Origin of the sequence: Pseudoalteromonas sp. SR41-4, from assembly GCF_014163985.1 — a bacterium.
GTDB lineage: Bacteria > Pseudomonadota > Gammaproteobacteria > Enterobacterales > Alteromonadaceae > Pseudoalteromonas > Pseudoalteromonas rhizosphaerae.
The window spans coordinates 78560-93411 of the sequence record NZ_JACJEI010000002.1 but is presented as its reverse complement, the minus strand read 5'-3'; the positions used below and the strand labels follow the sequence as shown (position 1 = coordinate 93411).

10 protein-coding genes and 2 tRNA genes are annotated in these 14852 nt (G+C 39.8%); 9 read left to right on the top strand and 3 right to left on the bottom strand.

Annotated features, from left to right (window positions below):
• Nucleotides 1-9: 9 nt before the first annotated feature.
• The 4 genes from H5180_RS02055 (at nucleotide 10) to H5180_RS02040 (ending at nucleotide 2816) form a co-directional block, all read left to right on the top strand.
• On the top strand, nucleotides 10-1365 hold the full coding sequence (locus H5180_RS02055; protein WP_145233065.1) for an MATE family efflux transporter: 1356 nt from the start codon (nucleotides 10-12) through the stop codon (nucleotides 1363-1365).
• Nucleotides 1343-2413, top strand: coding sequence for a DUF3080 family protein (locus H5180_RS02050; RefSeq protein WP_182757591.1), 1071 nt, complete (start codon nucleotides 1343-1345; stop codon nucleotides 2411-2413). The genes H5180_RS02055 and H5180_RS02050 overlap by 23 nt, the downstream gene beginning before the upstream one ends.
• 111 nt (nucleotides 2414-2524) lie before the next feature.
• Nucleotides 2525-2601, top strand: a tRNA-Val gene (locus tag H5180_RS02045).
• 138 nt (nucleotides 2602-2739) lie between these two features.
• A tRNA-Val gene (locus H5180_RS02040) sits at nucleotides 2740-2816 on the top strand.
• 652 nt (nucleotides 2817-3468) lie between these two features.
• Here H5180_RS02040 and H5180_RS02035 read toward each other — a convergent pair.
• Together H5180_RS02035 and H5180_RS02030 are read right to left on the bottom strand one after the other, a co-directional pair.
• Nucleotides 3469-4284: a class III extradiol ring-cleavage dioxygenase gene (locus H5180_RS02035; RefSeq protein ID WP_259399522.1), complete on the bottom strand. Its 816-nt coding sequence runs from the start codon at nucleotides 4282-4284 to the stop codon at nucleotides 3469-3471.
• Between the two features lie 110 nt (nucleotides 4285-4394).
• Nucleotides 4395-4862, bottom strand: coding sequence for a DoxX family protein (locus H5180_RS02030; protein WP_145233063.1), 468 nt, complete (start codon nucleotides 4860-4862; stop codon nucleotides 4395-4397).
• Between the two features lie 155 nt (nucleotides 4863-5017).
• Between H5180_RS02030 and H5180_RS02025 the strand changes: the two genes are divergently transcribed.
• Both H5180_RS02025 and H5180_RS02020 read left to right on the top strand, forming a co-directional pair.
• Nucleotides 5018-5929 carry a LysR family transcriptional regulator gene (locus tag H5180_RS02025; protein ID WP_145233062.1) on the top strand — a complete coding sequence of 304 codons (912 nt, stop codon included), beginning with the start codon at nucleotides 5018-5020 and terminating at the stop codon, nucleotides 5927-5929.
• Between the two features lie 744 nt (nucleotides 5930-6673).
• Complete coding sequence (locus H5180_RS02020) at nucleotides 6674-7723, top strand: GGDEF domain-containing protein (protein WP_182734307.1); 1050 nt, start codon at nucleotides 6674-6676, stop codon at nucleotides 7721-7723.
• 59 nt (nucleotides 7724-7782) lie between these two features.
• Here H5180_RS02020 and H5180_RS02015 read toward each other — a convergent pair whose 3' ends face one another.
• Nucleotides 7783-8247 carry a GNAT family N-acetyltransferase gene (locus H5180_RS02015; protein ID WP_259399521.1) on the bottom strand — a complete coding sequence of 155 codons (465 nt, stop codon included), beginning with the start codon at nucleotides 8245-8247 and terminating at the stop codon, nucleotides 7783-7785.
• A 487-nt stretch (nucleotides 8248-8734) separates the two neighbouring features.
• Here H5180_RS02015 and H5180_RS02010 point away from each other — a divergent pair, with 487 nt between their 5' ends.
• From H5180_RS02010 to H5180_RS02000, 3 genes are all read left to right on the top strand, one after another.
• Entirely contained in the window at nucleotides 8735-11707 is a 2973-nt protein-coding gene (locus H5180_RS02010; RefSeq protein WP_182757590.1) for a TonB-dependent receptor, read from the top strand.
• A 106-nt stretch (nucleotides 11708-11813) separates the two neighbouring features.
• Complete coding sequence (locus H5180_RS02005; protein ID WP_182757589.1) at nucleotides 11814-13349, top strand: tryptophan halogenase family protein; 1536 nt, start codon at nucleotides 11814-11816, stop codon at nucleotides 13347-13349.
• Between the two features lie 7 nt (nucleotides 13350-13356).
• Nucleotides 13357-14847 carry a tryptophan halogenase family protein gene (locus tag H5180_RS02000; RefSeq protein ID WP_182757588.1) on the top strand — a complete coding sequence of 497 codons (1491 nt, stop codon included), beginning with the start codon at nucleotides 13357-13359 and terminating at the stop codon, nucleotides 14845-14847.
• The last annotated feature ends 5 nt before the right edge of the window (nucleotides 14848-14852 follow it).

Here is a 14852-nt window from a genome sequence, read left to right as displayed (position 1 = left end):
GTAAGTGATATGACTTTTTGTAGTTGGGAAGCCAAACGGTTAGTTTCTCTGGCAATCCCCGTTTTTTTAGCACAAGTAACCTTAGTTTTAATGTCAGTGGTCGACACCATCATGGCAGGACAAGTGAGTCCTACCGATTTAGCAGCATTGTCAATTGCAACCGGCGTATGGAACCCCGCCATGTTGGCTCTGCAAGGCATATTATTAGCCCTGACTGGCATAATTGCGCAATTTTCCGGCGCTAACGATAAAACCGGCATCAGCCATTACTTTCAACAAGGCTTGTACCTAGCTGGTGTACTGAGTGTTATCGGTTTATCTATTGCCTATTTTGCCGATATTATTATTCTCAAACTCGATACCAGCCCTGCTATCGCCAATATGGCCTATGACTATATTCATTTTGTAAAATGGGGCATTATTGGATTTTTAGTGTTCAGTGTTTATCGTAATATTACCGAAGGCATGGGGATGACAAAGCCGGCTTTTTATATCAGCTTAATTGGTTTAGCCATCAATATCCCAGCCAACTATGTGTTTATTCACGGTATGTTTGGTATGCCCGCACTCGGTGGTGCAGGCTGTGGGATTGCCACAGCATTAGTATTTACTGCTATGGCCATCGCACAAGTTATTTATTGCCAATTAAGTAAAAAAGTAGATGCCAAAACATTATTAGCAAACTTTCAAGCACCGCAATTACCAACCATGTGGGCAATTACTAAGGTGGGCATACCAATCTCACTTGCTACATTTTTTGAAGTCACTTTATTTGCCTGTATTCCTTTATTTATTGCGCACTTAGGTGCGGTTGCGGTAGCCGGCCATCAGATTGCTGCAAGTGTCACAACCTTGCTGTTTATGATGCCACTGAGTTTATCTATTGCGATCAGTATTCGGATTGGCAATTTATACGGCCAAAATCATTTTGAGCAGCTTAAAAAAGCTATTTCAACAAGCTATATTCTAGCCATGATCATTGCCATTCTACTTGCTGCCATCACCTTCTTTGGCCGAAACGTGATCAGTCAACTTTATACAGATGATGCACGTGTTATTGCCTTAGCAACGTCAATCATGATTCTAGCGTGTATTTATCAGCTACCTGATTCCTTACAAGTAGCTGCCAACGGTATATTAAGGGGTTTAAAACACACAGCACCGATTTCGTATATAACCTTTATATCTTACTGGTTGATTGGTTTTTCACTGGGTTTTGTTTTAGCACGCACCGATTTAATAGTGCCAGCAATGGGCCCGCATGGTTTTTGGGTAGGTATCATCGTCGGCTTAAGTGTAGCCGCAGTGTTATTAATGCTCACTGTCGCGAATAGATTCAAACATGAACCACTTAAAAGCGCTTAAAAAATCGCACCAACAAGGTAACCAAACGTCACGGTTTGGTTACCTTTGTAGTTTACTGTGCTGTTTACTGCTACTTTGTGCATGCACAGATAAACCCGCTGATGTGTATTTAGAATATCAGCAGCGGCTCGCTAATGCGTTAGATAAGCCAACTCCTGATACAGCAAAACTTACCAATGTTGCGCTATCAGTTGTTAGCAACAATAAACCAAAAAATGCACAACAGTTGAGCATATTGCAACTGGCACAACTTTCACACTGTAAACTCAATACCCTTATTGCTGAACATAATAGTCAACTAGGAAAACTCGCCTCTCCTGCTAGCCAGTTAATATACCAGATTCAATTTATTCAATTTGCACCACAGTGCTTAGATAGTCTAGAACCTGATTCAAAAAGTTATCAAGCCATAAGTAACGAATTACATAATAAAAAACAACAGTTATTAGATCAGTTCAAGCAGCTACTTTATAAAGACCCAGAACTAAAACGCACATGGCAGCTAACCGGCTATACACTTGATACAAACTTAGCCGGCCTTGTAGAAACCGAACTTGCGCTGCAAAGCCTAGTGAATTTAAAACAGCAAATAATACAGCAGCAATATGCACAAATAGACTCTAAAGCGCTCTATCCGCTACTGGCGCAATTGCGCCAGTTTAACTTCAATCAAGCTTTAATAAGCGCAGTACGCCAACAAACACAGCTAAATAATAGTACTAGTAACTTTTTAGCGAATATTGAGCTAAGCACACTATGCAACCCGCTAAAAAATAAACGCCAAGCACAGATCCTCAGCAACGTATTCAAGAAATATTACTTGCAGCAGTTACAACCCTATCAGGCTCAACTATCAGGTGCTTTAGAGCGCCTAATGCCGTTGTATCAAGCATTATGGCAAGACTCCAGCCCAACACAACCGCAACTAACGGCATTACTAAGCCCAGCACAGCCAAGTAATATACTCACAGCATTTAAAGAATCCACCAAAACACACGTTATTTGGTGGCAAAAATTTTATAAAACGTGTGAAATCAGCCCAATATGAATAAAAAAACGGCAAACGAACTAAAAAAAGCGTTTCTCGCTTGATTCACTTCAGCGCACGCTATATATTAGCGACCGTTGTTAAGCAATTAGCACAACTTAAATTTATGATACGACCGTAGCTCAGTTGGTTAGAGCACTACCTTGACATGGTAGGGGTCGGTGGTTCGAATCCACTCGGTCGTACCAAATTTAAGTAAATTTTAAATAAAAGTACTATCGTAAGAAAAAGCACTACCCACTCTTGATCACCCGGTCCTGAGGCCAGTAGTTCGAATCCACTCGGTCGTACCAAATTTAAGTAAAAGTCCTATTAAAATATATTGTACGACTGTAGCTCAGTTGGTTAGAGCACTACCTTGACATGGTAGGGGTCGGTGGTTCGAATCCACTCAGTCGTACCAATCTTAATCACTAATATCCTCAATTCGTAAACCCTAGCTCAGTTGATTAGCCCACTACCTACTCTTGCTCACCCGGTCCAAAGGTCAGTGGTTCGGATCCACTCAGTCGTACCAATCTTAATCACTAACATCCTCAATTCGTAAACCTTAGCTCAGTTGATTAGCGCACTACCTACTCTTGATCACCCGGTCCACAGGTCAGCGGTTCGAATCCACTCCGTCGTACCAATTCAAGTAAAAACAAAAATCAGCCTAACCTACTTTATAAATCTTAAGTAAACTACAACTCAGCTGGTTAGAGCACTACCCATTCTTGATAACCCGGTCCAAAGGTCGGTGGTTCGAATCCACTCAGTCGTACCAATCTTTATCACTAATATCCTCAATTTAGCTCAGTTGATTAGCGTACTACCTACTCTTGATCACCCGGTCCAAAGGTCAGCGGTTCGAATCCACTCAGTCGTACCAATCTTAATCACTAACATCCTCAATTCGTAAACCTTAGCTCAGTTGATTAGCGCACTACCTACTCTTGATCACCCGGTCCACAGGTCTGTGGTTCGAATCCACTCAGTCGTATCAATTCTGAATAAATAAATTAAAAAATGCCCGCCACGATTTGACTCTACACAGAAGATCAATGATTCAAATATTAAATACCCTGCTCTTTCCTTCGCCATACAAATGCGCTTGATTGCTTATTGAAAATAGTAACATTTTCATATTCATCACTTGCTCTGCCAGCTAAGCCATAGCATACATGCAGTGGTAATAGATGCTCTTCTCGCGGATGACAATAACGTGCATGAGGCGCTTTATGCCAGTTTTGCATCATTAAATTACGCTTTGGTTCAGGCAAGGTGTTATCACTTAAGGTCGACCGTAGCCACTGTTCAAATTCGTGGTTATTGATTTGGCTCTGCTGATTATCCTGCGCGAAAAATGCCTGCATGTTATGAAACGAAAAACCAGAGCCAATAACTAATAAATTTTCATAATCCAAAGATTGCAACGCTTTACCGATTGCTAAGTGCTGTGCAGCATCTAAGTTATTCACTAGTGATAGTTGAATCGCGGGTATATCGGCTGCTGGGTACATTAATGTTAAAGGCACATACAAACCATGATCGTAACCGCGATGATGATCTAACTTCGCTTCAATACCAGCATGTTGTAACACTTGTTGTACTTTTTCAGCTAACTTGGGCTCTCCCTGACTTGGGTATTGCACTTGATAGGCAGCTGGCGGAAAACCATAATAATCGTAAATCATCCCCGGTGCTGCATTGGCAGTAATAGTCGCTACTGACTCTTCCCAATGAGCGCTAATTAATAAAATGGCACTTGGTTTTTTTAGCGTGCTTGCAAGTGATTTTAAATAAGCAACCAATTGTGTATGGTTTGGTTCATTTAACAGTGGCATTGGGCCGCCACCATGAGAGATAAATGCAATGTCTACATTATTCATAGTTACTCCAAACAAGCTCACTTAACATGAGCAAGTAAACCTTGATAGTTAAACTAACGCAAAGCTAAGACGCGGATTTATCCGTAATCCACGTCATTTCATAATAGTGATTAAACATGCTTGGACTGTAACTGCCTAGACGTTAATTTATTCGCTATAAAGTTATCAATACTAAAACGACCACCACCTTGTAATGTTAGCGCAATCAGTACTACAAACAGTGTCAGTGCATATTCGTAGCCGTTATTTGCCATAAACAAGCCATTGTCTATATGTACTGAAAAAATAGCCACTAGCATGGTAAATGCTGAAATAAGTGCAGCAGGACGCGTCAATAACCCAAGTAATAATGCTAACCCGCCAAAAAATTCAGCACTGCCTGCGAGTAATGCCATTAAATAACCTGGAGTAATACCGATACTCGCCATCCATTGACCTGTTCCTTCCAGACCATAACCACCAAACCAAGCAAACAATTTTTGTGATCCATGTGCAGCTAAAATCAAACCAATTGGCGCGCGAAGTATTAAAGCGGCAAGTCCTGCATCTGATTTTAGTATCGTGTTTATTAGTTTCATTATTTGTTCCTCTTTAGCAAAGTATTTATTTACGTTTTAATTAGACCCTGTTGGGATAAGTACACTTTACTATCAATGTCATGGCGGAGTAAGATGACAAATAAAGAATAATTAACAACAAAATGTTGTTAATCAATTTAAATATGAGAAAAATTATGGATAGAATTGATGCAATGCGGGCCTTTGTATCTGTGGTGATCGAAGGTAGTTTTAGCAATGCAGCAACAACCTTACAACTTTCACCACAATTGGTTAGTAAGTACGTTTCTAAACTAGAAGAACGCCTTGCTGTACGGTTACTTAATCGCACTACCCGTAAAGTGAGCCTCACTGAAGCTGGCACTCATTATTTTCAGCATGCGCAACAGATATTGTTAAGCATTGATGAAATGGATTCACAATTAGGGGGCTTACAGCAGCACCCAACCGGAACTCTGAGAATAAGTGCTCCGGTGTCGTTCGCGTTAAAACACATGGGTAAATTAGTGACTGAGTTCCAATCACATTACCCTTTTGTTAATGTTGATTTGCAACTGAACGACCGCAAAGTTGACATTGTTGATGAAGGTTATGATGTAGCACTGCGTATTGGTCGACTCAAAAGTTCGTCTTTGATTGCCAAGCAGGTCGCGCCCATTAGATTAATTTTATGTGCCTCACCTGACTACCTTGAAAAACATGGTACTCCTGAAAAACCTGAAGATCTAAAAAACCACCGATACTTGCATTATAGCTACACAGAAATGGATACTAAAGACGAAATATATCAGTGGTTACGGGTAAAAAACACGCAACGTAGTAGCGAGTTTCAAAGTAATAATGGGGATGTATTAGTTGATTGTGCTATCGCCGGTGCAGGGATTGCATTACAGCCTACATTTATCGCCAGTGAAGCCATTAATAGTGGCAAGTTGATCGAAGTTTTACCTCAATTTGCAACGGGATCTGTTGGTTTATATGTTGTTTATGCCCACCGAAAATTACTACCACATAAAATCAGGTGTTTTATTGATTTTATTAACGGATACTATGGTACGCCACCATATTGGGACAAAGTAGTAACCTAATAATTAATGAGTAATGTCGATTGAATTATATAAGTTTAGCCATGTGGATAAAACTGCGGTAGTGCTACCGTTTAACAATTATTACACGTCGTAACTCTTATACAATTTTAGCGGGTACTTTACTTACTGTAAAAAGCTTACCTGAACAACTAAGCCAATGATCACTCCTTATTCTGCTGTGCTCTAACGCCTTTTATACCTGTGACGAGTTTGGAACAGGCGCTTAACAATATAGCGCGATTAATTTGATCTTACTGAACAAAATTAGAGCTCTATCATTATTAACTTAGCAACGTAATAACCTCGTTTACTATATGCTAGTACCAATTTTAAAAACGGCGCTCTTAATGAGCAGTAATTTAATTGTGTTGCAATTTTACGATAACAACACCTCGCGTAAATAATTCCAATCTGATATCTTTACTGCTAGCTCATTGGATTATAACTGATGGTAATATACTTATTAGTCTAGCCACTTTCGAACCTAACAAGTTTAGCTTTGATGGCCTATCACCCGTTAACCATAAATTGCGCACTAATTATGTTAATTCGTGAATACCAATATATAATAACTATACCAATAGTTGCTGAAGCAGCACGATTAAACCAGGCAGATTCATAATGCTACATTTACCCACTGTGATTAGCATCTCGTTACTTTTGAATGTCCTGATCGGCGGCTTTTTTTTTACCGTTTATAAGTATAAAAAACAACCCTGCTATTTATACTTAGGCGGGTCGTGTATGATATTTGTGGTCTCGCAAATCTTAGCATGTCTACGGATAGTACTTGATAGCCCTTTTATTACGCACTATCTGGCAGATATGTGCATCATAATCAGTCCTATACTCGCTCTTATTGGTTTGCAGAAAGTAACTAATCTAACTAGAAATACTAATCGGCACTTTTTAACCTTAGTGATTGCCAGTGCAATTGTGTTACTACCAATCTATGCGATTACAGCAGGCCAATTGGTGACAAGTCTCGTTATTGCAACACTCTTTATTTACGGTGCATACTTAGTTTATAAGATGAAATGCGTAGCACCAATGCAACAAAAAATCTTGTCCGGCTGTTTTATTAGCCACTCTCTCATCATGTATATACAAGTATTTATGTTAGCAGCTCCTTTGGTTAGTAATTCTGCAACTGATTATAGTCTTTGGCTACAAGCAATTTTAGTAAGCCATATAATACTAGCCACTGCTACAGCATTGGTATTGCCGTTTTTATTATTTGTAAATATTGAAGAAAACCTTCAGCGTCTAGTTAATCACGATGTATTAACAGGTCTGTTAAATCGACGTGGTTTTTTTATGCAAGGTGAAAAACTTCTCAAACAAGGTGTTGCATATCAGCAATCATTTTCGGTAGTTATGATCGATATTGATTACTTCAAAAGTGTTAATGATAAATATGGTCACAGCACAGGTGATACCGCTATAAAATGGATAGCGCAACATATCATGGCACAATTAAATGATAACGATATTGCTGCGCGAATTGGTGGTGAAGAGTTTGCTTTATTACTTCCTGATCAATCTCTTAATCAAGCTCAGGTAACTGCTCAAAAACTCTGTGATGCAATTAGAGGGCATAGCTTACGTTTTAAAGGAAACACTATTAATTTATCAGTAAGTGTTGGAATTAGCAGTAGTTATGATGCCAATGCTTCAATTAAAACACTGTTAGACCAAGCCGATAAACGCTTATATATTGCTAAAGCAAAAGGCCGGGATCAAGTGGTTATTAGTGATCAACAAACCGACCATGTTGCCAACGGTGTTATGTAACCGAACTGAATTGTAATTTTTTAAACACTGAATCCACTGAGTATAACCACTGATTAAACTTAGCCTGGTGTCTTTGTCATATACAAACAATTAGCAAGTGGTATTGGCTCTGGGTAATCAGCAAGTACAAAGCCAAGTTTCTTATACGCTTTAATCGCACTTTTGTTATGAGCTAATACAAATAAAGAACATGTTTGCGTAGCTAAAGTTAATTGACCTAGTTCACTGAGCTGGGTAATTAGTGTTGCTACAATGCCACCGCCACGATACTCAGGGTTAACCACTAACCTACCTAGATGACAACAGCCAATACGTAAATAAAACTGACCAAAAGCCATTAGCGTATTATCATCAGCAAGCAATACAGATGAGTTTATTTCATCAAGTTTTAAACCCTTTTTGAAAGAATTAAAATCGTACGGGTATCTAAAATTAGGCCCAGCCCATGCATGAACTTCTTTTTCATTTAAAAACCATGACATGATTTCTTTTATGTGGGTATTTCTGACGTGAGTTAACAACATAACGACTCTTACACAATCGCGGGAAGTACGATATATTCCATTTTAATTGATAATAAACAATACGTTATAAATATACAAAACGCAATTAGATAATAACAATAAGGTACTTTTTACTTACGCTAATTGCTACTCCATCATTCACTTAGCCTCCCGTTTAAGTTCAGTTGTTTTCATATTTATGGCCATAAAAACCATGCGAACACCCATTTACCTAATAAAGTTACAAAAATAAAATAAAAATAAAAATAATTGACTGATAATTATATATAAAACAATAAACACCACATCCAATTAAACAAATTTAATACATTTTAGCTGCAATAAATTAAACACAGTAGTTGACGCAACATAAAAATTACACTAGCCTTTCTGGAAGCGCTTCCACAGAAATTAATACAAGCCACTATGGAAGCGCTTCCACACACAGTGATACCGCCGCATTTTTGTGGCGAGTAAATAATAATGATAACAGTACGAGGGAAGTCTAATGTCCAAGCATATTTTAATGAAAACAAAGTTAGCCACCAGCTTATCTTTGATTTTAGGTGCCGCAACCACTATGTCTACGTTTGCCGCCGAGGTTGAACAACAAAGTGAATTAGAAGTGATTCAAGTCACCGGTTTTAAAGGCAGTATCAAAGAATCAACTCAGCTTAAGCGTTACTCTTCTGGGGTTGTTGATGCCATTTCTGCAGAAGACATTGGTAAATTTCCAGACACTAATTTAGCTGAATCGCTGCAACGCATTACCGGTGTTTCAATTGACCGCAGCAATGGTGAAGGTTCTAAAGTGACGGTGCGTGGTTTTGGTCCAGATTATAATATGGTGACATTAAACGGACGTACAATGCCTGCGGCTTCTCTTCCTGCTGGTGGTGGTGCTCCAAACTCTCGAGCTTATGATTTTGCTAATCTTGCCTCAGAAAGTGTGAAATCAGTGGAAGTATATAAAACAGGTAAAGCAAGCATCGCATCTGGTGGCATTGGTGCAACTATTAATATCAATACCGCTCGTCCACTTGATAACCCTGGCCTAGTTGCCAATATTGGTGTTAAAGCACAGCACGATACAACTAACCGTGTCGGCGATGACGTTACTCCAGAAATTTCAGGGATCTTTAGCTGGACAGATGAAGATGCTAAATTTGGTGCTTCACTCACAGCAAGTATGCAACAGCGTGATAGTTCAGCAACCGGGGCATTTGTTGGCGAATGGCGCACCACAGAATATGATGGCACCATCCCTCAAGCAGCAGATGACATTGTATTAGAAAATGCTCCTGCGATGGGCCAGTATTATTCAATGCCATCAGACTTGCGCTACACCATTGCAGATCGTGAGCGAACTCGTACTAATGCTCAATTAACATTGCAATACAGCCCAATTGACTCGTTTACCGCAACACTTGATTATACTTACTCACAGCAAGAGTTATTTGAAGCCCGTGCAGAGCAATCAATTTGGATGGACAACTATAAAACCCATTTAACATTTGATGACAATGCTGTTAAAACACCTATTTATTACCGTGAAGAACGCCGCGACTTATCCACTCGCGACTTAGGCTTAGCATTACAAGAGCAAAATCAAGTAAACGAAAATAATTCAATCGGTTTAAACCTTCAATACTACTTTAGTGATCAACTGAACTTTTCGTTTGATGCCCACAGCTCAAAAGCCACCAGCAAACCCGATGCGCCTTATGGTAGTTGGATAAATGCAGGCTTAGGTGCCAATGTCGTGGCCGCACAACAAGTTGACTTTAGCCGTGACTTACCCTCTATGGTAATAGATTTCGATGACTGTAGTCACACAAATCTAAACTGCTCAGGAGCGCTTGATCAAGCTGATGTAGGTAGCTCAATTTTAGATGCAAACTTTGCAAGTCAAGAATCAACCGTTGATGAATTTCGACTACACGGTAGTTATCTCATAGACAACGGCAGTATCGACTTTGGTATTGAGTCACGCTCAATGGAAAGTCACTCTTTACAATCGCTAACACGTAATACAATGGGTAACTGGGGCATTGAAAACCCTGGAGAACTACCCGATGGCTATTTAGATCCAACTAATTTTTTAGCAGAATTTGATGATTACGATACCAGTGGTTCATTTGATCAAGGCTTTACCGGTAGTGCTTCACAAATTGGTTACTGGGCGGCAGATCAATACGGGTTCAATTTTGCGGCTGATGGCGCGTTTGCAACAAATCGCACTATTGAAGAAGATATTCAAGCGGCATTTGTACAATATAATTACAGTAACGAAATCAATGGCATGGTATTTAACCTTGTGATTGGTGCGCGCTACGAAACAACCGATATTACCTCAACTGCTAATATTGATTTACCTGATGCAGTTGCATGGGAAGGTAACAACGACTTTAATGTGCGTTACGGCACCAATAAAGATGACTATTCCTTGAGCTCAAGCTATAACCATTTTTTACCTAGCTTAGATTTTAACATTAACGTTATTGAGGATGTGACTCTTCGCGCCTCTTACAGTACCACTATTGCCCGCCCTACTTACGACAATTTAAGTTCTGCGGCAACAGTAGGTGTACCTACCGGCCCTTCGATCATTCCAGGCACCACTAATGCACCAGCAGCAACTGGTAACCCTAGCCTTGTCCCACTTGAATCGAATAATTTTGATGTATCTGCTGAGTGGTACTTCACTGATCTAAGTTATGTGTCGATTGGTTACTTTAATAAAAAAGTAGATAATTTTATTGGTCTATCACCAATGACTCAAAACTACTACGGCTTACGCGATGCATCTGCGGGTCCAAGAGCACAAGCAGCCAAAGCAGAGCTTGAGGCACAAGGTATTGCGTTTACCGATTCAAATTTATTCCAAATGGTTGCTGCAATGGAAAATGGTGTAGCATTTGACTCGATGAGCTATGAAGAATTTGAAGCCGCTTACGACGTTCTACCAAACAGTGATGACCCACTGATGGACTTTACGGCACAAGTACCAACCAACAGTAAAGATGCCAAAATTGATGGTTATGAATTTGCTATACAACACTTCTTTGGCGACACGGGTTTTGGCTTACAAGCTAACTACACCATAGTAAATGGTGATATTGATTATAATGTAGCCGCTGATCCAACCGTCACACAATTTGCCCTTGTTGGCTTAAGCGACACAGCTAACTTTATAGCCATGTACGAAAACGATAAGTTTCAGGCGCGTATCGCCTATAACTGGCGTGATAAATTCTTAAACAGTGCTGCCCGTTACGTTAACGAGCCGGGCTTTACAGAAGAGTATTACCAAATTGATTTTAATATTGCTTACAACTACAGTGAACAAATGTCGTTCTTTGTCGAAGGGCTTAACATTACTGAACAAAATATGCGCCAACATGGCCGGTATGAAGCACAGTTATGGAATTTAGAACAAAATGGTGCACGCTATAATATTGGTATGCGTTATAACTTCTAAGCAAGGGTTATTGACTCATTAACGCCATGAGTATTAAGCCGCTAGTTGTTAGCGGCTTTTTGCGTTGCAGGTTAATAGCAATTTTATTAAAACAACAGAGCACACAATGAATAATAAAATACAACACATTGTGGTATTAGGTGGTGGCGCAGCAGGTTGGCTAAGTGCAGGGCTATTAGCCGCTGAACACCCTAAAAAAAAGATTACCTTAATAGAGTCTGCAAACATTGCTATTTCAGGTGTAGGCGAAGGCACTTGGCCGTCTATGCGCAATACGCTCAAGCGAATTGGTATCGAAGAAATAGATTTTATACGTCACTGCGATGCTTCATTTAAGCAAGGTTCAAAATTCATAAACTGGCGTAACATAAATATAGGCGAAAACTACTATCATCCGTTTATGACTCCCGAAGGCTATTTAGAAACCGATTTACACGCTTACTGGCAACATCATGCAAGCACTCAAAAATATGCCGACGCCGTTAATATGCAAAGTTTTGTTTGCCAAGCAGCACTTGCACCTAAGCAGTTACACACACCAGAATACGCGGCGGTCACTAATTACGGCTATCATCTTGATGCCGGTAAGTTTGCCACATTTTTAAAACACCACTGCGTAAAAAAACTCAATGTGCATCATATTATTGATGACGTCATCGAAGTAAAAAATAGTCATGACGATTATATTCATTCACTCACCACCATAAAGCACGGTGACATAGACGGCGACTTATTCATTGATTGTACCGGTGCTCGGGCGCGTTTGATTGGTGAGCACTATGGCGCAACGCTTATCACACAAGAGCATATTCTTTTTAATAATAGCGCTATCGCTGCACATCTCCCTTATAACGATAATCAACAAGAGATCGCCTCAGCCACTTTATCAACGGCGCAGCCACATGGTTGGATCTGGGATATTGGTCTACCGAGTCGTCGTGGTATTGGGTATACCTATAGCGATAAATACTGCGATGAACAAACCGCTGTGAACACCTTAAAAAGCTATGCTGCGCTATCTGTTGGTGAAGAAGTCGCCGAGCAAATACAAACTCGCAAGCTGAGTTTTATTCCTGGTTACCGCACACAGTTTTGGGTAAAAAACTGTGTTGCTGTTGGTATGTCGCAAGGTTTTATAGAGCCACTTGAAGCATCAGCACTGGCGATGGTGGAGCTTTCAATCAGCATGTTAAGTGAACAAATGCCGCAAAACCGTACTCATATGGACTTGCTGGCTAAACGGTTTAATGAGCGCTTTAGTTATCGCTGGCAGCGAGTAATCGACTTTTTAAAGTTACACTACATATTAAGTGAACGTGATGATAGTCAATACTGGCGTGATATAAAAAAACCATCGAGCATTCCTACTCGTTTGAATGAATTGCTGGCAATTTGGCAATATCAACCACCAAGCAGGTTTGATTTAATTGAAAACGAAGAGGTATTCCCCTCTGCCAGCTATCAATATGTATTGTATGGAATGGGCTTTCACACGCAAAATACAACAGCAGAAAATACCTTTAATAACTCTAAAGTTGGGCAGTATTTTTATCAGCAAAACCGTGAAAAAATTGCCAAATACTTACAAGGGTTACCAACAAATCGCGCATTATTAAATCAACTTTTAAACAATAAGGCTTAACCTGACAATGACACACAACAAACCTATAAAAAATGTGGTGATCGCTGGCGGTGGTACAGCTGGTTGGATGGCTGCGGCTGCGTTGAGTAAACTCGTTGGTAAAAATATCAATGTCACCCTTATCGAATCCGACGACATTGCTACGGTTGGTGTTGGTGAAGCTACTATTCCACCGATCCGCACTTTTCATAAATTACTTGGCATAAATGAGCAAGCATTTATGAAAGCTACCCAAGCAAGCTTTAAATTAGGGATCAGTTTTGAAAACTGGGGCGAAAAAAACACCGATTATATTCACTCATTTGGCATGACGGGCAAAGAATGCTGGGCAGGTGAATTTCATCATTTTTGGCTACACAGCTTAACATTAGGACTTGAATCCGAGTTTGGTGATTACTGTTATGAACTGCAAGCAGCTAAACAAGGTAAGTGTGCTTTTAATCAGCAAAATCCAATTAATTATGCATTTCATATGGATGCGAGTCGTTATGCATTATTCCTACGTGAATTTTCAGAACAACTAGGGGTTAAACGTCTAGAGGGAAAAATAATCCACGTTAATAAATGCGCCACTTCGGGCTTCATAAACAGCCTAACTCTTGCAAATGAAAGTATCATAAATGGTGATTTTTTTATTGATTGTACTGGCTTTAATGGACTACTTATTGAACAGGCTTTGCATACCGGCTATGAAGATTGGTCACACTTACTGCCGTGCGATAGCGCAATTGCAGTACAAACTAGAGCCATTAGCGATGATATAGTGCCTTGTACCCGCTCAATAGCACATGATGCAGGCTGGCAGTGGCGAATTCCTCTGCAACAGCGCGTAGGTAATGGTCTAGTGTATTGTAGCCGTTATTTAAACGATACTGATGCAAAGCAGCTTTTACTCAGTAATATTCAAGGTGAAACTCTCACTGAACCCAGAGTAATTAAATTTAAAACTGGCCGCCGCCGCAAAGGCTGGAATAAAAACTGCCTTGCTCTGGGGCTTGCCAGTGGCTTTGTTGAACCACTTGAATCTACCAGTATTCATTTAATTATGTCGGGCATTATTCGCTTTATCCGGCTATTTCCATTTGATGGTATTACCGAACAAGCAATCCACGAATACAACAAACAGCTAAAAAGTGAGATTGAAAATATTCGTGATTTTATTGTCTTGCATTATAAAGTCACTGATCGCACTGATAGCGAATTTTGGCGTCATTGTAAAAATATGGAAGTGCCTGATACCCTTGTTCATAAAATTAGTTTATTCAAAGAAACTGGGCGGGTATTTTTAGATGACGGCGATATTTTTAGAGTCGACTCATGGGTGCAAGTAATGTTGGGTCAAGGTATCAAACCTAAACAATACCATTTAATTGCAAGCCTGATGAGTGATGATGAGTTAAGCCACTTTCTGATCAGTATCAAACAGCAAATTACTCAACGCGTGGCACAATTGCCAACACATAAAGCGTTCTTACAACAATATTGTTCTGCGGAGTAATCTGA